Origin of the sequence: Winogradskyella echinorum (assembly GCF_014297365.1) — a bacterium.
In the GTDB taxonomy this organism is placed as follows: domain Bacteria; phylum Bacteroidota; class Bacteroidia; order Flavobacteriales; family Flavobacteriaceae; genus Winogradskyella; species Winogradskyella echinorum.
Genome location: NZ_JACOQD010000001.1, coordinates 881,248 through 899,763, shown reverse-complemented (window position 1 = coordinate 899,763; position 18,516 = coordinate 881,248). Strand labels below are relative to the sequence as shown.

Here is an 18,516-nt window from a genome sequence, read left to right as displayed (position 1 = left end):
TCGATTAAGTGATAATAAATTTGTTAAACATATTCTTTCCTGCAGTTTGTGAGGCATGTAGCACTGTTTTAAGCGATAATGAGACAGTAGTTTGTACGTCTTGCAGACATCAATTACCAGTCACCAATTTTCATTTTAATGATTCTGAAACGGTAAAGAAAATAGTTTATGGACGTGTGCAGCTCGAAAATGCAACAGCATTATTACACTTTTCTAAAAAAGGAATTGTACAGCAATTATTACACAATTTAAAATATAGAGGTCATGAACAAATCAGTGCATTCTTAGGAAAATGGCTAGGTGCTGAGCTTAGCACAATTAAGGCTTATAAAGATGTAGATGTCGTTATACCAGTACCACTATATAAAACCAAATTGCGACAACGAGGGTACAACCAAGTTTCTAAATTTGGAAAAGAAGTTGCTAATGCACTTAATGCCAATTATAATGATACTGTTTTAGTAAAGACTAAATCGACTAAAACACAAGTTTTTAAAGGACGATTAACCCGTTGGAATGATGATGGTGCGCTATTTTCTATTACTGAAAAACAATCCTTAAAAGGAAAACATATTTTGCTTGTTGATGATATTATTACAACTGGTGCAACAGTAGAATCTTGTGCTTCTGTTTTGTTAAAAATTGATAATATTAAGTTAAGTCTTGTTACAATGGCAATTGCAGATTGATTTTTTCGTTTCTTACAAAGAAAATTGTTTCTTTGTGCTAAATCATTTAGAGTAGATGCGTTTATCTTTAATGCGAAATTTAAGTTTTGTTTTTATTGCCCTAATTATTGTGAGCTGTGCTAATCGTGGTACACCAACTGGTGGTGAAATAGACGAAGTTCCACCAGTAATACTAAAAGAAGTTCCTGAAAATTTTTCTACTAATTTTAAGGGTGATGAAATTACAATATATTTTGATGAGTATGTTAAAATAAAGGACTTACGAAAGCAACTTATTATTTCACCTCCTATGGATACAGATCCTATTGTAACTCCTATGAGTGTTGCTAGTAAGTACATTTCAATAAAAATTAAGGATACTTTAGAAGCTAACACGACTTATGCTTTTAATTTCGGTGAAAGTATCGTAGATAATAATGAAGAAAACCCTTATCCTTATTACCGTTATGTGTTTTCTACTGGAGATACCATTGATTCTTTATCCGTAAAAGGTTTTGTGGCAGATGCCTTGCTAGAAGAACCAGATACGTTTATTTCTGTGATGTTATATGATGTAGATTCTACTTATACAGATTCTATTGTCTACAAAGAAAAACCGAGATATATTACTAATACACTAGACAGTCTTACAAGTTTTAGTATTGAAAATATAAAAGCAGGAACCTATAAATTGGTTGCATTAAAAGATAAAAACGGTAATTACAAATTTGACCAAAAAGCAGATAAAATAGGTTTTAATGAAAGTTATATAACAGTGCCAACAGACTCAACTTATAAATTGACGTTGTTTAATGAAGATATAATTTTTAAGGCATTTAAGCCTAAGCAAGATGGTGAAAAAAGACTTATATTTCCTTATGAAGGCGATTACAAATCTATGCGCATTAAAGTGTTGGGTGATACTCCTGAAGGCTATCAGACTAGAATTATTAAGGATAAAACAACCGATACTTTATATTATTGGTACAAACCAAAATTTGAAATTGATACCACATTTTTCATCGTCAGTAACCAAAAATATGTAGATACTTTTAAACATCGCTTTAGGTCTTTAGAAGGAGATTCTTTAAAAATTAAAGCTATAGCAACAGGAACCTTAAATTTTGATCAAGACTTTACTATTGAGGCTAATATACCTTTAACTAAGATTGACACCTCAAAAATTAAATTGATGGATAAAGATTCACTGGCTGTAGCATATACTGTAGAATACGATTCGATTTTTAATCGTTACAAATTTCCTATTGAGAAGGAAGAAGGTCAAAAATATTTTTTTGAGATGCTTCCTGGAACATTTACTGACTTTTATGAAGGAACTAACATAGATACCCTTAGTTATGCTTTACGGACAAAAATGAAATCGGAGTACGGTAATCTTAGAGTGAATCTTAGAAACGCTACATTTCCATTAATTGTGCAATTAGTTAACGACAAAGGTGTGGTGATATATGAAAAGTACACCACTGAATCTACAGTTATAGATTTTACAGATATTTCGCCTAGACAATATGGATTACGTGTTATTTTCGATGAGAATGGAAATGGAAAATATGATACAGGTAATTATCTTTTAGGTATTCAACCAGAACGTGTAAGCTACGCACCATCTGCTAATGTTCCGGAGATAAGATCGAATTTCGATCAGGTTATTGAATTTACGCTTCTAGATTAAAACGATCTTTATCATTCAAAAAATTAAGTTTTTCTCTATATTTTTTGATGTGTTCTTTTTCTAAAATAACAATTTCAGTGGTTTCTTGGTTTTCTACTATAGTATCTATGCGATGTCCTAAAACATCATAGGCTGCAGAATGTCCGGAATATTCATATTTGTTTCCATCTAAACCAACACGGTTTACACCAACACAATAAGACATATTTTCTATTGCTCTCGCTTTCAAAAGTGCATTCCAAGCACTAACTCTCACCTTAGGCCAATTAGCAACATAGAGCAATAAATCATAGTTTTCTACATTTCTTGCCCAAACCGGAAATCGTAAATCGTAACAAATTAATGGGCAAATTTTCCAGCCTTTATAATCAACAATAACCTTTTCTGTTCCGGCTGTATAAACTTTATGTTCACCTGCTAATGTAAACGTATGGCGTTTATCATATTTAATAATATTACCAGAGGGTTCTACAAAAACTAAACGATTATAAAAGATGTCGTTTTCAGAGATTACCAAACTTCCTACTATAGCAGTTTGCTTTTCTTTGGCTTTAATCTTTAACCAGCTTATGGTTTCACCATCCATAGTTTCAGCAACTTCAGATGCATTCATGGTAAAACCAGAGGTAAACATTTCTGGTAAAATAATAAGATCAACACTAGTTGTAATAGCATTGATCTTATCATTGAGTAAGCGTCTATTTTCTGTTGGGTTTTCCCAACTTAAATGTGTTTGTATTAAAGCAATGGTTAGGGAGTTGCTCATGTATCTACATTTTACGTTTAGCCTTTTCTAACTTTTCAGTCATTTTTTCAAGTTTTTCAAGCCACTTTCTTTCATCTTCTGGAGATAATTTTCCTTTCTTTTTTAGCTTTTCGTACTTTTTTTGATTTTTCTTTAGGTTGCTCTGTGCTTTCTCAAAATTCTTCTGAAGTTTTTCTTTCTTCTTTAATTCCTTCTCTGCTTTCTTTTGAGCTTTTTCAGCCTTTTTTTGAGCTTTTTCTGCTTTTTTCGCCTCTTTTTCAAGCTTTTTCGCCTCTTTTTCTGCTTTTTCTGCAGTTTTTAGTTTGGCCGTAATTGCAGATGCTTCTTTTAAAATAGCTTCTTTTTCTTCAATATTTAAAGCTTCAGTAACGTCTTCTCCGTTAAGAAAGATTTTCTCTTTTTTAACCTCGTAAGTTTTTCCATCTTTTTTTACTTCTTGAGCAAATGATGTTAGGGAAAAAGCTAGTAATAAAAGTATAATATAATTTTTCATTGTTTTTGTTTTAACGTTCTCTTATAAGACACAGAAATGTACAAAAAGTAACTTAAATTTTACATAATATTTCGGAAGCTTTAACTAATGTCTCATCAGTTTTTGCAAAACAAAAGCGCAAAACTTTATCATCTTTATCGTTCTCATTAAATATTGAAAGTGGAATAGAGGCTATTTTAAATTCTCTAGTTAAGCGTTTGGCGAAATCCAGATCATATTCATCAGTAATATTAGAGTAATCTAATACCTGAAAATAAGTCCCTTTTGAAGGTGTAAACATGAATCTTGATTCCGAAATCAAGCTTAAAAACAAATCGCGTTTTTTCTGAAAAAACCTATTAAGACCTAAATAAGTATCTGAATCTTGCATATAATCTGCAATGCCTTTTTGAGCAGGATGATTAACAGAAAACACATTAAACTGATGTACTTTTCTAAACTCAATCATTAAATCTTCAGGAGCACAACAGTATCCAATTTTCCAACCTGTATTATGAAATGTTTTTCCGAAGGACGCGGTAATGAAACTGCGTTGTTTTAAATCTTTAAATAAGCATGCACTCTGATGCTTTTCTCCATCAAATATTATATGTTCATAAACTTCGTCACTCAACACTATAATATTAGTGTCTTTGGTTAAGTTTTGAAGTTGGAGCATATCATCCTTAGACCAAATCGTTCCGCTTGGATTATGAGGCGAGTTAATCATAATCATTTTGGTCTTGCTCGTTATTTTAGAGGCCACTTCTTCCCAATTGACTTTATAACCGGGAGCAGATAATTGAATTGGGATTGTTTTTCCACCATTAACTTCAACAGCAGGTTGGTAACAATCGTAAGCAGGTTTAAAAATTATAACCTCGTCATTAGGTCTAATAAAAGCTGAAACGATCGAGTAAATGGCTTGTGTTGCGCCAGCTGTAACTGTAATCTCTTTTTCTGGATGATAGGTAGATTTGTACAGCAATTCATATTTGTTAGATATAGCGATACGTAAATCTAAATTACCAGCCATTGGTGCATATTGGTTGTAGCCATTATTCATCGCATCAGTAACCAAATCATTTAGTTTTTGAGAACTCGGATAATTAGGAAACCCTTGAGACAAATTCAGAGCTTTATATTCATTCGCTAAAGCACTCATAACGGTAAAAATTGTAGTGCCTACGTTGGGTAATTTAGATTGGTGTTGCATAGATTTAAAGATACTAAATCCTTGGAAGTTTCGTTAAGGTTAATATGTCAAAAATTTCTTTTCTAATTATACTGCTTTTTGTTTTTGGATGTCATTCTGAAAAAGAAAAGGAAATTGTCTCTATTAAAGTTGAAGCAGAAAAAACAGTAGAGGAACCTGAAAAGTTTAAAATGGATTCTACAAAATTAGATATCAATTTTAAGCCTAAAGGGAATTACCAATCTCTAAAGTCTGAAATAAAAACGGATAAGGTTTATTTTAAGAATTTGTATCAAACGAATAAAGTGAAGGCTATTGATAGTGTTTCAAAATATTTGTATTCAAAATTATTAAATGATATTGTACCACATTGGTATGAAACACCTTGGGATTTTAATGGTCATACCAATAGACCTAATAATGGAGAAATTGCATGTGGATATTTTGTGTCAACTACGCTAAAACATTTGGGATTTAATCTCAATAGATATAAAATGGCGCAAGCTGCTGGTTTAGATGAAGCAAAACTTTTGCAATCTAAAGCTGAACTTAAAATATATTCGAGTGTTTCGTTTAAGGAGTTAAAAGCGAAAGTAAATAAAGTATACTTAGACGGAATTTACTTTGTTGGTTTAGATAACCACGTTGGTTATGTATTAATAAAAGATAAAGAGCTTTACTTTTTACATTCTAGTTATTGTGATAATAAAGTAGTTATTGAGCTTGCAGAAGATTCACCTTGTTTTAGGTCTAACCTTTATGTGTTTGCTGAGGTTACAACGAATAGAGGATTGATTAAGAGTTGGGTTTTTAGTGAGCAACTATAAATTCCTTAGAGGTTAAGGTTTTAAAATATCATCAATAATTTTTAAATGATGATGAGTATGCAGCTCTAAAAAACGATGCACTCTTTTTGTGTTAATGTTTCCAAATAAAGGGTGTTTAAAAAATGCGTTTTTATCTAAATCTTGCAGTGTTTCAATATTAGACTTAGCAAGCAGAACCTGTGATCTTAAATCTTCTTCTAAAACAACTTCTGGCGGTTTTACATGCTTTGGTGCTTTTGCTTTTCCACGTGGAAAAAAGCCTATTGTAAAAAAGAATTTTCCTAAAAAACTGAAATTATTTTTATACAATTCAGGGTCTGAAGTTTGTAGTGCTTTAGCAACATTATTAATCACTTTAAGACTGTGATCTACTTGCCAACCAATTGTACTTTTAGATACTTTTGGATTAGCAGTTTCATGTTTAGGTATATGATTTTCTAATTGATTAATATAACTGGTAATACGTTTATTTTTCTCCATTGCATCTAAATTGATACGTAAAATAAGTAATCCCAAACATTTCTGCTTGGGATTTGATATTTAATTTTTGGAATTTAGACTAAGAGATTCCTTTTTTCAAAGGAATTTGTTAGTATCTATAATGCTCAGGCTTATAAGGACCTTCTACAGTTACTCCAATATATTCTGCTTGGTAAGGAGCAAGTTCAGTAAGCTCAACACCAATTTTTTCTAAGTGTAATTTAGCTACTTTTTCATCTAAATGCTTAGGTAACATATAAACGTCGTTTCCGTAAGCATCAGCATTATTCCAAAGTTCAATTTGTGCCAAAGTTTGGTTTGTGAATGAGTTACTCATTACAAAACTTGGGTGACCAGTTGCACAACCTAAATTAACTAAACGACCTTCAGCTAAAATGATAATATCTTTACCATCAATAGTATACTTATCAACTTGTGGCTTAATAGTATTCTTAGTATCACCATAATTGTCATTTAACCAAGCCATTTGGATTTCGTTATCAAAATGCCCAATGTTACATACTATTGTTTTGTCTTTCATTGCTTTAAAATGCTCTGCTCTAACAATATCTTTATTACCTGTAGTTGTAATAACAATATCAGAATTTGCAACTACTGTTTCTAGTTTCTTAACTTCAAAACCATCCATTGCTGCTTGTAAAGCACAAATTGGATCAATTTCGGTAACTGTTACAATACTACCAGCTCCTTTAAAAGACGCTGCAGTTCCTTTACCAACATCACCATAACCACAAACCGTTACACGTTTACCAGCTAGCATAATATCTGTTGCACGACGAATAGCATCTACTGCAGATTCTTTACAACCGTATTTGTTATCGAACTTAGACTTAGTAACAGAATCGTTTACATTAATTGCTGGCATTGGTAATGTTCCATTTTTTACACGTTCGTAAAGTCTGTGAACACCTGTAGTCGTCTCTTCAGAAAGTCCGTTAATACCTTCAGCTAAATGAGGATATTTATCTAAAACCATATTTGTTAAATCACCACCATCATCTAAAATCATGTTTAATGGCTTGCGATCTTCACCAAAGAATAAGGTTTGCTCAATACACCAATCAAACTCTTCTTCAGTCATATCTTTCCATGCATACACAGCAGTACCAGCAGCAGCAATTGCAGCAGCAGCCTGATCTTGCGTTGAAAAAATATTACAAGAACTCCAAGTTACTTTAGCACCTAAAGCTTGTAATGTTTCAATAAGAACAGCTGTTTGTATAGTCATGTGCAAACATCCTGCAATACGAGCACCTTTTAAAGGTTGTTCGTTTTTATATTCTTCACGTAAACTCATTAAACCTGGCATCTCTGCTTCGGCTAATTCTATTTCTTTTCTTCCCCAAGCCGCAAGCGACATATCCTTTACCTTATTTGGTACGTAAGCAATTGTTTTTGAACTCATATTCTTTTTTATCTTTTTTTAATTTATTCACCTTTGGGTTTATGGCTTAAATAACTAAATTCGCTATATTAAAAAATGCCAAATTCGCCTTAGGCGATGCAAAGATAATCAATAGGATTCAGAATATTAAATGCCACTGTATAAATCCATTAGTGTAAACTCACAAACTACTGTTAAAATCTGGAAGATCGACGAATCTTATGATGATTTAATAGCACCTTTAGATTTAAAACCACAAAGTTTAGAACGTGTTTTAGGCATGAAAAGCGAATTGCACCAACGCGGATTTTTGAGTGTGCGTCATTTACTCCATGAATTTGGTTATACAGACCAAGATCTATATTATGATGATAACGGTAAACCGCATCTTAAAGATGGTAAGTATATCTCTATAACGCATTCGTTTACCTTCTCTGGCGTAATTGTAAGTGACAATGAAGTTGGTATTGATATTGAAAAACAACGTGATAAAATCAGTATTATAGCTCACAAATTTGTGGATTACGAATTTAATTATTTAAACAAAAATGCTGAAGATTATATTCGTAACCTCACTGTAATTTGGGGAGTTAAAGAATCACTTTATAAGCTATTTGCCACACCTGGTATGTTGTTTAGAGAACATTTTTTAGTGATTCCTTTTATGTTACAAGACGGCGAAACTGTAGCATGGATTGATTACAAAGGCAAAAAATATAGATACAATACAGGTTTTTTGGAGTTTGAAGGATTTACTTGTGCTTATGTGATTCCGTGAATTACAATTGAGAATAAAGAGTAGAGAAAATAGACGTAAAAGTTGGTTAGATTATTGAAGAGGAATTTGAATTTGGGTTTTTATACTTGGAATTTAATATCATAGGTTAATAAATAAAGTGAAGTTAAAGAAAGTTAACATATTAAAATCAATAAAGACTACAAACAGAAATTTGGCTGTTTTAATAGATCCAGATAAGATGAACATTGAATCTGTTTCTAGTTTCGTTCCAAAAATTAATCAATCCATAGCAACACATATTTTTGTTGGTGGCAGTGAAGTAGATGAAGGGCTTACTGAAACTTTAGTGATTGAAATAAAAAAGCATACAAAATTACCAGTGGTTTTATTTCCTGGTGATGTGATTCAGATTACAGATAAAGCCGATGGGATTTTGTTTTTGTCTTTAATTTCTGGGAGAAACCCTGATTATTTAATAGGTAAACATGTTGAGGCTGTTTCAAAATTAAAAGGTTCAAATCTGGAGGTGATTCCTACAGGCTATATTTTAATAGAAAATGGAAAGGAAACTTCGGTAGAACGCGTAAGCCAAACCAGACCATTGAAGCGAAATAACATAAAGGCTATTATAGATACAGCAAAAGCTGGTGAATTATTAGGTGTGCAACTCATCTATCTCGAAGCAGGTAGTGGAGCAACACATGCTATTGAACCTAAAATAATTCAAAAAGTAAAAGAAGATCTCAATATCCCACTAATTGTTGGAGGAGGAATTAGGTCAAAGACGGAAATTGAATTAGCCTACAACTCAGGAGCAGATTTAGTAGTAATAGGAACTGCTTTTGAAGAGAATAAAAACTTCTTTAGAGATATAACAAAGGATCAAAATAATTAAGTATAACAGTTTCTTCCCTCTAGGAAGATTAAGATGGGCTTTTATGAAAATATCAATAGAACTAACACTTACACCACTTAAAGACGATTACGAACCGCACATTATCGACTTTATAAAAGCATTAAGAGCTTCAGAATTTACGGTGTTAGAAAATCCCTTAAGTACCCAAATTTATGGTGATTATGATAAGTTAATGCCATTTTTAACTCAAGAAATCAAAAAGTCATTTACAGATATAGACATTGCAGTATTACAAATGAAACTCGTAAAAACAGACCGAAGCGACTATGAACCTCATTTTTGATTTTCTTTTTGGTCAATATGCAGAATACCAAACAGTAGATATTGTTTTAGAAATTATAGCTGTAATTTTCGGTTTTCTATCCGTTTGGTTTTCTAAGCAAAACAAAATTTGGGTGTTTCCCACAGGTATGATAAGTACCGTAATCTTTGTGTACCTTTTGTTAAAATGGGAATTGCTTGGTGACATGATGATAAACGGCTACTACTTTATTATGAGTGTTTATGGTTGGTTTGTTTGGACCAGAAAAGTAGATGAATCTCATGTAACTCCCATTTCTAAAACTACACTCAAAGAGAAGCAAATAAGTATTTTAATCTTTATAGCTACGCTCCTATTTGTATTTGTTGTTTATAAAACTTTTGATAAATGGACCGGTTGGGTTGCCTATGCAGATACACTTACAACAGCAATATTTTTTGTAGGTATGTGGCTTATGGCGAGACGTAAAATTGAAAATTGGATATTTTGGATTATTGGAGATATCATATCAGTACCTTTATATTTATATAAAGGATTCACTTTTACAAGTTTTCAGTATTTTGGATTTACAATAATTGCCATTTTTGGATATTTAGCATGGAAAAAGCACTTAAACAACAGCCAAGTAACTGTATAAAAGTAGTATTGTTTGGTCCAGAATCTACTGGAAAAACAACATTATCTCGTCAGTTGGCAAGACATTACAATTCGGTTTGGGTGCCAGAATATGCAAGAGAATATCTTCAAAATAAATGGAATAATGAGCGCAAAACCTGTGAACCAAAAGATTTATTGCCAATAGCAGTCGGACAGATGAAACTCGAAAATGAATTGGCTCAAAAAACGGACTCCGTTTTGATTTGTGATACGGACTTGCTTGAAACTAAAGTATATAGCGAAGCCTACTACTCAGGTACATGTGACCCGATTTTAAATGCACATGCTCTAAAAAATACCTACGACCTTTATTTTTTAACCTATATTGACACGCCTTGGGAAGCTGATGACCTCAGAGATAAACCCAATGAAAGAGAACGCATGTTCAAAGCTTTTGAGTCGGCATTAAAAACTAATAATAGACCTTATGTTTTATTAAAAGGGAATAAGCAAGAGCGACTTAAATTAGCTATAGAGCATATTGATAACCTACTACAATAAAAGAAATGAGTTTTACTAAAAAAGACCTAGATCAAATTAAAAGAAAAGGGTTAACTGTACAAGACGTCGAATCCCAAATCGAACTTTTTAAAAACGGAATACCTTTTACAAACATTGCAGAAGCAGCGACTATCAATAATGGTATTACCGCTTTAGATGATAATCTTATAAGGGAAGCTACAGAGCATTTTGAAGCCCATAGAAACGAAAAAAAGCTTATAAAATTTGTGCCTGCATCTGGTGCAGCAACAAGAATGTTTAAGTTTTTGTTTCAATTTATAAAAGAGTATAATCCTCAAAATGAATCTATAAACTCATATATTAATAAAAACAAACTTAGAGATATGTCTTTGTTTTTAGTGGGTTTAGAAAAGTTGCCATTTTATGATTTGGTATTAGATCATTTAAAATCTAAGCATATAGATTTTAGTACACTTTCTAATAGTGAAAAAATATGGCATTTTGCGCAAGCAATGTTGGATGAAAATGGATTAAATTATGGGAATTCGCCTAAAGGATTATTACCATTTCATAGATATAGAAGTAGTCACATTTCAACAGCTTTTGAAGAGCATTTATATGAGGCAGCTTTGTATGCCTCTGTAAACAATAAGGCGGAACTTCATTTTACAATTTCAGAACGTTTTAAAGATAAATTTGACGAAGAGTTTAAACGTATTGAAGAATATGTAGAAAGTGGAACAGGAGTTTCTTTTAATATTTCATTTTCTTACCAACAAGAATCAACGGATACTATTGCTGTAACGATTAAAGATGAGCCATTTAGAGAAAGTGATAATTCTTTATTGTTTAGGCCATCTGGTCATGGAGCTTTGTTAAAAAACCTTAATGCTTTAGATGCAGATATTATTTTTGTGAAAAACATAGATAATGTTGTTGTTAAATATTATAAAGAAGAAGTTGCTAAGTACAAACAAGTTTTAGCAGGTATTTTATTAAAACTGCAAGCCAAAACCTTTGAGTTTTTACATTTTTTAGATGCAAACAATCCTAAAGAAGTCGATTTTAAGGCCATTGAGGATTTTCTAAGTGAAGAAATGAGCATAAAAATATCGAGTGAGTATAAAAAATATACAGATTATTATAAGATTGAGTACTTGCGAGAAAAACTAAATCGCCCAATTCGTATTTGCGGAATGGTTAAAAACGAAGGTGAGCCCGGAGGTGGACCTTTTTGGGTAAAGAATAAATATTCTAATCAATCACTTCAGATTGTTGAATCTGCTCAAATTAATTTAAAAGATAAAAAACAAAAAGAGCTACTTAAAAACGCTACACATTTTAATCCGGTAGATTTAGTTTGTGGAGTAAAGAATTATAAAGGTGAGAAATTTGATTTAGAGAAATACGTAGATCGTAATGCAGCGTTTATTACAATGAAAACTAAAACAGGAAAAGATCTTAAAGCTTTAGAATTACCAGGACTTTGGAATGGTAGTATGGCTTTTTGGAATACTATTTTTGTTGAAGTGCCTATCATAACATTTAATCCTGTAAAAACGGTTAACGATTTACTAAAAGCACCACATCAAATTAAATAGTTGTGGATGTAAAACTGCTTAAATCAGAATTGACTTATAAATATGTGCGAAGCTCTGGCAGTGGTGGGCAAAACGTAAATAAAGTATCCTCTAAAGCTGAACTTTATTTTAATGTTGAGACTTCTCAAGTCTTTAATGATGACGAAAAGCTAAAACTAACCGAATTTTTTAATAACCGATTAAATAAAGATGGTGTATTGGTATTAGCTTGCGATGAAAGTCGCAGTCAGTTTAGAAACAAAGCTATAGTAACTCAGCGTTTTTTAGAATTAATAGATGAAGGTTTAAAGGAAGAAAAAGAAAGAAAATCCACTAAAGTTCCTAAGGCTGTGAAGCGCAAACGCCTAGCTAGCAAGCGAAAAAACTCAGAAAAAAAAGCCAATCGTAAAAAACCAGATATTGATTAAATAATTCATCAATTTTCATTTGCCATTCTTTATTTGTAGACTATCTTTGCAGCGTTCTCAAAAAAGGGGTGCCTATTATCGGCTGAGATCATACCCATTGAACCTAGAACAGGTAATGCTGTTTAGGAAGCGAGCGTAAAGAAAATGTCCACTGGACATTTTTAGCGAGTGCGATAAGATAATCAATGTTGGTTTTTTCACTTCTGAATCTTGATATGTGTAATTATACATTTAAGATTTTAAATTGAAAAACAACATTTCCTTTTAGTACAAGCATTAGGCTCAAAAAATTAATTATTAACCAAGAATAATTACCTCTTTTTATTCGATTATAAACAATAGTCGTATGAAAATTTTATTCAGCAATCTCTCAAAAACAAAACGAAGGAGATTACCATTTTTCATTTTATTATTAAGTATTTGTTCAACTTATGGACAAGAAAAACAACAAGACTCAACAAAAGTTGAAAAACTAGACGAAGTCTTAGTAAAAGCAGTTCGTGTAGATGCTAAATCACCAATTACACACTCTAACGTTACTAAAAAGCAAATTGCAAAACGTAATTTAGGGCAAGACATTCCTATATTACTTAATTTTTTACCATCAGTAGTTACCACAACAGACGCAGGTGCAGGAGTAGGTTATACAGGTATTAGAGTAAGAGGTGTGAGCTCACAATCTACAAATGTAACCATTAACGGTATTCCTTATAACGATGCAGAATCATTAGGCACATTTTGGGTTAATTTAGGAGATTTTGCTTCTTCTGTTGAAAGTTTACAATTGCAACGTGGTGTAGGAACTTCAACAAACGGTTCTGGTGCATTTGGTGCAAGTATTAATGTGTTAACAGATGCTGTTTCTACGGATGCGTCAGGTGAAATTTCTAATTCTTTTGGAAGTTTTAACACTAGAAAACATACGGTAAAATTTAGTACTGGTTTAATGAACAATCATTTTGAGATCGCTGGCCGATTATCTAATATTGTTTCAGATGGTTATATTGATAGAGCCTCTTCGGATTTAAAGTCGTATTTCTTGCAAGGATCTTATATAGATGACAATACCTTAATCAAAGCGATAACATTTAGCGGAAAAGAAGTGACGTACCAGTCTTGGAACGGTTTAGAAGATTTAGATAAATTAGAAAATGACCGCACTTTTAATACTGCAGGAATGTATGAGGATGATGAAGGAAATATTCAATTTTATGACAACGAAGTAGATAATTACAGTCAAGACCATTACCAATTACACTGGAATCAGCGTTACAACAATAATTGGTCAACAACACTCGGCTTAAACTATACGTATGGTCGTGGTTATTTTGAACAATACAAGGAAGATGAAGACTTTGCAGAATATAATTTAGAAGAGATTACGATTGGTGGAGAAACTATTAATACTACCGATTTAATTCGTCGTCGTTGGTTAGATAACGATTTTTATGTGTTTAATGCTAATGCTAACTATAAAGACGATAATCTAAATTTAATATTTGGCGGTTCTTATAGTCATTACGACGGAGATCATTTTGGTGAAGTAATTTGGGCAGAATATGCTAGCCAGACAGAAATTAGAGATCGTTATTATGACGGAAATAGTAAAAAGAATGATTTGTCTTTTTTCAGTAAAGCAAACTATAGATTAAATGATAAAGTAAGTCTTTATGGTGATTTACAAGTTAGAAACGTTACATACAAAACTAAAGGAACAACATCAGATCTTGTAGAATTTGTTGTAGATAAAGATTTTACATTCTTTAATCCAAAAGCTGGTATAACGTATGATTTAAATACGGATAACAGTTTATATTTCTCTTATGCCAGAGCGAATAGAGAACCAAATAGAACCGAGTTTGAAGAAAATGTAAATATAAAACCAGAACAACTTAATGATTTTGAGTTAGGATGGAGACACAGAAAAGGCAATTTTTCATTTAATGCAAATGTTTACTATATGCTTTATAATGAGCAATTAGTGCTTTCTGGAAGACTTGATGATGTCGGTAACCCAATACGTATTAATAGTGGTGAAAGCTACCGTTTAGGTTTAGAGTTAGAAGCTATAATCCCTGTGACACCTCAATTAACATTTCAGCCAAATATGACGATAAGCTCTAATAAAAATAAAGAAACCTTTAGAGAATTTGATGGTGAGTTGCAAAATTTGGGTAAAACAGATATTTCTTTTTCACCAAATTTGGTTGCTGCCAATGCTATTGTTTTTGAGCCAATTGAAGACTTACAAATGGCATTATTAAGTAAATATGTTGGCGAACAGTTTATGGGTAACACTGAAGCAAAAGCCTCAAAGTTAGATAGTTATTTTATTAACGATTTTAACGTGAGTTACACGTTGTCTTTTCGAGGGAGCGAGGAATCTCAACCAGTTTTCGATTCTATAGTATTTACAGGTTTAGTCAATAACATTTTAAATGAAAAATATATTTCAAATGGATATTACTACACCTATGATGATACTTGGTCTAATCCTGGTGAAGTTTCAACTATAGAAGGAGCTGGTTTTTATCCGCAAGCAACTACTAATTTTTTAGTAGGTGTGACGTTAAAGTTTTAATTACTAACCAAAAAAGTATTGTTTCCTATATCCTCAACCCTGTATGGCTGTAACGTACAGGGTTGTGTGTTTCCTTCAAAACCAAAACCTGTAATGAGGCTATATTCATTAGCATCTTCGCAACCGCAAACCACGATATCGCCAGTGCCAGAATCTGTTAACGTAGAGCATGCAGTGGGTTGGTGGCTAGGATCTGCTGCGTCCCAAGCATATAGTGTAGATTGGTTTGCGCGCCATAACCAAATTCCATTATTTCCTTGCCCTGATACATAGACTCCATTACCAGTAAATTGTAGTTGGCTAAACTGTGGTAAATTGGTGTTTACAGTTAAGTTAACACCAGCATCAAATAGGAAGTTGCAATTAGTACCATCGTCACTTTTATTACAAGTTAGTAGCAGCAAAGAAATTAATAGAATAAGTGTTTTTTTCATCTTCAAATTTTGAGTTGCAATTTACAATTAATTCAACTATACCGTAAATAATTTGTATATTTGCATAGTAATCTCGTCAGCGCGAGATTTTTTTTATGCTGAACTTACTTCGGCATCTTTTGATAATAAACGAACGAATTATGAGTAAAGTATCTTATTACACAGCTGAAGGTTTAAAAAAGCTTAGAGAAGAACTAAGTCAATTAAAAGATATAGAACGTCCAAAGGCGTCACAGGCTATTGCAGAAGCAAGAGATAAAGGGGATTTAAGTGAAAATGCAGAATACGATGCCGCTAAAGAAGCGCAAGGTATGTTAGAAATGAAAATTTCTAAAATGGAAGAAACTTTAGCCAATGCTCGTGTTATAGACGAATCTCAATTAGATACCTCTAAAGTTTTAGCTTTATCGATAGTAAAAATAAAAAACCAAATGAATGGTATGGAAATGACCTATACTTTGGTTGCAGAAAGCGAGGCTGATTTAGCTTCTGGTAAAATTTCTGTTAATTCACCAATTGGTAAAGGCTTGTTAGGTAAATCTGTTGGAGATACTGCAGAAATACAAGTGCCTAATGGAACAATGAAATTTGATATTTTAGAAATTTCTAGATAAAAATTACTGGTCGCTGAGCGTAGTCGAAGTAACCAATTACTATAAAACATTTTTAGTAAACTAAAAGATTCCTTTCTCAAGGAATCTTTTTATCTTTATGAGATATTCTTCAACCTATGGCTACACTTTTTACAAAAATTATTAATGGGGAAATTCCTTCCTACAAAGTAGCAGAAACAGAAGATTTCTATGCCTTTTTAGATATCAATCCAAATTCTAAAGGGCACACGCTTTGTATTCCTAAAAAAGAGGTTAATAAAATTTTCGATTTAGACGAGGCAACATATTTGGCATTAATGCAATTTTCTAGACGAGTAGCTTTAGCTATAGAAAAATCTGTGCCATGTGAGCGTATTGGGATGTCTGTTATTGGTTTAGAAGTGCCGCATGTACATGTTCATTTAATTCCATTGCACACTATGGAGAATGCCCGTTTTACGCATAAAGAAAAACTAGAAAAGGAAGAGTTTGAAGCTCTGGCTCATAAAATAGCTTCAAATTTCAACTAAAATGAGAGTACTCCAGTTGAAAACAATATAATACCAACTAATAACAGTACATCTACTATTATAATTAACCAGGCTAAGGGTTTTAATTTAATGGATTTTGGTTTAGGTTGTAAGGCACGTTTTTGATACTCAACAACACTTTCTATATCATCAGTCCACTGAATTGGGAAAATTTCAGTATTACAATTAATACATTGCATTTCATTAATTATATCTGCTGTAATAGCTTTGTAAAATGAATTTTCTGTAAGCTTTTGTTTAAACGTGAGTTCTATACCATCGTTAGAATAACATTCTGGACAGTTGTTACTTATTCTGGTTTCTTTTAAAGTGAAATATCTAGACGAACTCATGCTCAAATTTAAAATAAATTTTTGATAGTTGAATTTTATGCCTGTTTCAAAGCAATCTGAATGGTTGTTCCTTTCCCAATTTCAGAAGTTAAGACTTTTATTTTACCGTCATGATAGTCTTCAATAATTCGTCTAGCTAAAGATAAACCAAGTCCCCAACCACGTTTTTTAGTCGTGAAACCAGGTTCAAAAATTTTAGTGAAGGATGATTTAGGAATCCCTTTTCCGGTATCAGAGATGTTAATAAAAACTTGCTTTTCTTTTTGCGTGAGCTCTAGCTTTAAATCGCCTTTACCTTTCATGGCATCTATAGCATTTTTAACCAAGTTTTCAATGGTCCAACTATAAAGTTGCTCATTAAGATTAATGTCTATTTTATTTTCAGGTAAAATTATTTCAAAATTAATAAGTCTAGATGATCTCGATTTTAAATAATCGTAAGATGATTTTGTTGCTTCAACTATATCAACTTTCGCTAATGTTGGAGTAGAACCAATTTTACTAAAACGTTCCGTTATGGTTTGTAAACGGTCTATGTCTTTTTCAATTTCTACAATATAATCTGGATTAATTTTTTCGGACTTTAATATTTCTGTCCAGCCAACGAGTGATGATAATGGAGTACCAATTTGGTGAGCAGTTTCCTTTGCCATACCTGTCCAAAGTTTATTTTGTTCGGCATTTTTAGAGCTTCTATAAAAGAAATAAACAACTGCTGCAAATAGTAGAATTATTAGTAATAAAGCTAATGGGTAGTATTTTAATTTGTTTAAAACTGGTGAGTTTCCGTAATATATAGTTTGGGTAATTTTTTTATTAAGTTCAACTTTTATGGGTGTATTCTCATTAGAATATTTGTTAATGAGTTTATTTATTTTAACAGGATCTTTTAATAATTCTTCATCAATATTTATCGAAGTATTTACCGATCCATCAAAATCAATTATTAGCATTGGTGTACTCGTAGTCATAGCTGTTAAAACATGAGATGTTACACTGTTTACATCTTTGTCCAAGTCATCAATATTTCTTAACACATCTTTCTGAGCTACAGAGAATGTTTCAATTTTAATACGTTCTTCGGCTTTAAACTTTTGGAAAAATACATACGTATTCCATAGAATAAGCGAGACAATAATAAATGAAGAAACAATAATAATCCAACGGATTACATTTCGGTTTAAACTCATGGTCATTGGTCAGTGCAATTTCTTTTAAATATACTAAAACGTATAGATTAATGGGATTTACAAGTAGTAATTTTTTTCTTAATGAAGGCGAAATTTTCAAGCATAGCATTAGCTATGATTTAAAATTTAAACGTACAGAAAGAAGAAAAGAACAAGTGTAAAAACTGAAAAGCTATTCGTTTTAGTATACAATGCAAAACTGTTAATAATATTGTACGCTAATGTTCATAAAATAGTTTCGCTAGCGACCTAATATAATTATATTTGTTGAAAATCAGTTGACTA

Annotated in this window: 21 protein-coding genes; 13 read left to right on the top strand and 8 right to left on the bottom strand. The window is 32.0% G+C overall.

Features of this window, described 5'->3' with window-relative positions; translation table 11 throughout:
- Positions 1-20 precede the first annotated feature (20 nt).
- Both H8K90_RS03960 and H8K90_RS03955 read left to right on the top strand, forming a co-directional pair.
- A complete protein-coding gene (locus tag H8K90_RS03960) occupies positions 21-689 on the top strand; it encodes a ComF family protein (RefSeq protein ID WP_222611305.1) in 669 nt (222 codons plus the stop codon).
- Positions 690-744: 55 nt separating this feature from the next.
- Entirely contained in the window at positions 745-2,361 is a 1,617-nt protein-coding gene (locus H8K90_RS03955) for an Ig-like domain-containing protein (RefSeq protein WP_186844634.1), read from the top strand.
- Here H8K90_RS03955 and H8K90_RS03950 read toward each other — a convergent pair.
- Genes H8K90_RS03950 through H8K90_RS03940 form a run of 3 tightly spaced genes read right to left on the bottom strand, consistent with a single transcriptional unit; the run spans position 2,345 to position 4,815 of the window.
- Positions 2,345-3,127, bottom strand: coding sequence for an amidohydrolase (locus H8K90_RS03950; protein WP_186844633.1), 783 nt, complete (start codon positions 3,125-3,127; stop codon positions 2,345-2,347). The two genes, H8K90_RS03955 and H8K90_RS03950, sit on opposite strands and share 17 nt — an antisense overlap.
- Before the next feature lie 4 nt (positions 3,128-3,131).
- On the bottom strand, positions 3,132-3,620 hold the full coding sequence (locus H8K90_RS03945; RefSeq protein ID WP_186844632.1) for a hypothetical protein: 489 nt from the start codon (positions 3,618-3,620) through the stop codon (positions 3,132-3,134).
- A gap of 52 nt (positions 3,621-3,672) precedes the next feature.
- Positions 3,673-4,815: a methionine aminotransferase gene (locus H8K90_RS03940; RefSeq protein ID WP_186844631.1), complete on the bottom strand. Its 1,143-nt coding sequence runs from the start codon at positions 4,813-4,815 to the stop codon at positions 3,673-3,675.
- Positions 4,816-4,859: 44 nt separating this feature from the next.
- On the opposite strand from H8K90_RS03940, the gene H8K90_RS03935 reads away from it, so the two are divergent.
- Positions 4,860-5,621, top strand: a complete 762-nt coding sequence (locus H8K90_RS03935) for a hypothetical protein (RefSeq protein ID WP_186844630.1) — start codon at positions 4,860-4,862, stop codon at positions 5,619-5,621.
- Positions 5,622-5,633: 12 nt separating this feature from the next.
- On the opposite strand, the gene H8K90_RS03930 is transcribed toward H8K90_RS03935, so the two are convergent.
- Entirely contained in the window at positions 5,634-6,137 is a 504-nt protein-coding gene (locus tag H8K90_RS03930; RefSeq protein ID WP_246457507.1) for a DUF1569 domain-containing protein, read from the bottom strand.
- 73 nt (positions 6,138-6,210) lie between these two features.
- A complete protein-coding gene (gene ahcY / locus H8K90_RS03925) occupies positions 6,211-7,527 on the bottom strand; it encodes an adenosylhomocysteinase (protein ID WP_186844629.1) in 1,317 nt (438 codons plus the stop codon).
- A gap of 130 nt (positions 7,528-7,657) precedes the next feature.
- On the opposite strand from ahcY, the gene H8K90_RS03920 reads away from it, so the two are divergent.
- From H8K90_RS03920 to H8K90_RS03885, 8 genes are all read left to right on the top strand, one after another.
- On the top strand, positions 7,658-8,284 hold the full coding sequence (locus H8K90_RS03920; protein WP_186844628.1) for a 4'-phosphopantetheinyl transferase family protein: 627 nt from the start codon (positions 7,658-7,660) through the stop codon (positions 8,282-8,284).
- A gap of 118 nt (positions 8,285-8,402) precedes the next feature.
- Complete coding sequence (locus tag H8K90_RS03915; protein WP_186844627.1) at positions 8,403-9,140, top strand: geranylgeranylglyceryl/heptaprenylglyceryl phosphate synthase; 738 nt, start codon at positions 8,403-8,405, stop codon at positions 9,138-9,140.
- A gap of 43 nt (positions 9,141-9,183) precedes the next feature.
- The gene (locus H8K90_RS03910) at positions 9,184-9,444 is read left to right on the top strand and encodes a hypothetical protein (RefSeq protein ID WP_186844626.1); all 261 of its coding nucleotides are present in this window, start codon (positions 9,184-9,186) and stop codon (positions 9,442-9,444) included.
- Positions 9,428-10,060: a nicotinamide riboside transporter PnuC gene (gene pnuC, locus H8K90_RS03905; RefSeq protein WP_186844625.1), complete on the top strand. Its 633-nt coding sequence runs from the start codon at positions 9,428-9,430 to the stop codon at positions 10,058-10,060. The genes H8K90_RS03910 and pnuC overlap by 17 nt, the downstream gene beginning before the upstream one ends.
- A complete protein-coding gene (locus H8K90_RS03900) occupies positions 10,021-10,581 on the top strand; it encodes an AAA family ATPase (protein ID WP_186844624.1) in 561 nt (186 codons plus the stop codon). The genes pnuC and H8K90_RS03900 overlap by 40 nt, the downstream gene beginning before the upstream one ends.
- Before the next feature lie 5 nt (positions 10,582-10,586).
- Positions 10,587-12,143, top strand: coding sequence for a DUF4301 family protein (locus H8K90_RS03895; protein WP_186844623.1), 1,557 nt, complete (start codon positions 10,587-10,589; stop codon positions 12,141-12,143).
- 2 nt (positions 12,144-12,145) lie between these two features.
- Positions 12,146-12,550 carry an alternative ribosome rescue aminoacyl-tRNA hydrolase ArfB gene (gene arfB / locus H8K90_RS03890; RefSeq protein ID WP_186844622.1) on the top strand — a complete coding sequence of 135 codons (405 nt, stop codon included), beginning with the start codon at positions 12,146-12,148 and terminating at the stop codon, positions 12,548-12,550.
- 346 nt (positions 12,551-12,896) lie between these two features.
- Positions 12,897-15,131 (top strand): TonB-dependent receptor, encoded by a 2,235-nt coding sequence (locus H8K90_RS03885; protein WP_186844621.1) that lies wholly within the window; start codon positions 12,897-12,899, stop codon positions 15,129-15,131.
- Here the strand turns inward: H8K90_RS03885 and H8K90_RS03880 are convergent.
- Positions 15,128-15,565, bottom strand: a complete 438-nt coding sequence (locus tag H8K90_RS03880) for a hypothetical protein (RefSeq protein ID WP_186844620.1) — start codon at positions 15,563-15,565, stop codon at positions 15,128-15,130. The two genes, H8K90_RS03885 and H8K90_RS03880, sit on opposite strands and share 4 nt — an antisense overlap.
- A gap of 140 nt (positions 15,566-15,705) precedes the next feature.
- Here H8K90_RS03880 and greA point away from each other — a divergent pair, with 140 nt between their 5' ends.
- Both greA and H8K90_RS03870 read left to right on the top strand, forming a co-directional pair.
- Entirely contained in the window at positions 15,706-16,179 is a 474-nt protein-coding gene (greA, locus tag H8K90_RS03875) for a transcription elongation factor GreA (protein ID WP_186844619.1), read from the top strand.
- A 116-nt stretch (positions 16,180-16,295) separates the two neighbouring features.
- Positions 16,296-16,688, top strand: coding sequence for an HIT family protein (locus tag H8K90_RS03870; RefSeq protein WP_186844618.1), 393 nt, complete (start codon positions 16,296-16,298; stop codon positions 16,686-16,688).
- Here H8K90_RS03870 and H8K90_RS03865 read toward each other — a convergent pair.
- A complete protein-coding gene (locus tag H8K90_RS03865) occupies positions 16,685-17,041 on the bottom strand; it encodes a hypothetical protein (protein ID WP_186844617.1) in 357 nt (118 codons plus the stop codon). The two genes, H8K90_RS03870 and H8K90_RS03865, sit on opposite strands and share 4 nt — an antisense overlap.
- Positions 17,042-17,076: 35 nt before the next feature.
- Entirely contained in the window at positions 17,077-18,237 is a 1,161-nt protein-coding gene (locus H8K90_RS03860; RefSeq protein ID WP_186844616.1) for a sensor histidine kinase, read from the bottom strand.
- Positions 18,238-18,516: the final 279 nt, after the last annotated feature.

Coding starts and splice junctions, on each gene's coding strand:
- H8K90_RS03955 (WP_186844634.1), top strand. CDS start 745: ATGCGTTTATCTTTAATGCGAAATTTAAGTTTTGTTTTTATTGCCCTA.
- H8K90_RS03950 (WP_186844633.1), bottom strand. CDS start 3,127: ATGAGCAACTCCCTAACCATTGCTTTAATACAAACACATTTAAGTTGG.
- H8K90_RS03945 (WP_186844632.1), bottom strand. CDS start 3,620: ATGAAAAATTATATTATACTTTTATTACTAGCTTTTTCCCTAACATCA.
- H8K90_RS03940 (WP_186844631.1), bottom strand. CDS start 4,815: ATGCAACACCAATCTAAATTACCCAACGTAGGCACTACAATTTTTACC.
- H8K90_RS03935 (WP_186844630.1), top strand. CDS start 4,860: ATGTCAAAAATTTCTTTTCTAATTATACTGCTTTTTGTTTTTGGATGT.
- ahcY (WP_186844629.1), bottom strand. CDS start 7,527: ATGAGTTCAAAAACAATTGCTTACGTACCAAATAAGGTAAAGGATATG.
- H8K90_RS03920 (WP_186844628.1), top strand. CDS start 7,658: ATGCCACTGTATAAATCCATTAGTGTAAACTCACAAACTACTGTTAAA.
- H8K90_RS03910 (WP_186844626.1), top strand. CDS start 9,184: ATGAAAATATCAATAGAACTAACACTTACACCACTTAAAGACGATTAC.
- pnuC (WP_186844625.1), top strand. CDS start 9,428: ATGAACCTCATTTTTGATTTTCTTTTTGGTCAATATGCAGAATACCAA.
- H8K90_RS03900 (WP_186844624.1), top strand. CDS start 10,021: ATGGAAAAAGCACTTAAACAACAGCCAAGTAACTGTATAAAAGTAGTA.
- H8K90_RS03895 (WP_186844623.1), top strand. CDS start 10,587: ATGAGTTTTACTAAAAAAGACCTAGATCAAATTAAAAGAAAAGGGTTA.
- H8K90_RS03885 (WP_186844621.1), top strand. CDS start 12,897: ATGAAAATTTTATTCAGCAATCTCTCAAAAACAAAACGAAGGAGATTA.
- H8K90_RS03880 (WP_186844620.1), bottom strand. CDS start 15,565: ATGAAAAAAACACTTATTCTATTAATTTCTTTGCTGCTACTAACTTGT.
- greA (WP_186844619.1), top strand. CDS start 15,706: ATGAGTAAAGTATCTTATTACACAGCTGAAGGTTTAAAAAAGCTTAGA.
- H8K90_RS03870 (WP_186844618.1), top strand. CDS start 16,296: ATGGCTACACTTTTTACAAAAATTATTAATGGGGAAATTCCTTCCTAC.
- H8K90_RS03865 (WP_186844617.1), bottom strand. CDS start 17,041: ATGAGTTCGTCTAGATATTTCACTTTAAAAGAAACCAGAATAAGTAAC.
- H8K90_RS03860 (WP_186844616.1), bottom strand. CDS start 18,237: ATGACCATGAGTTTAAACCGAAATGTAATCCGTTGGATTATTATTGTT.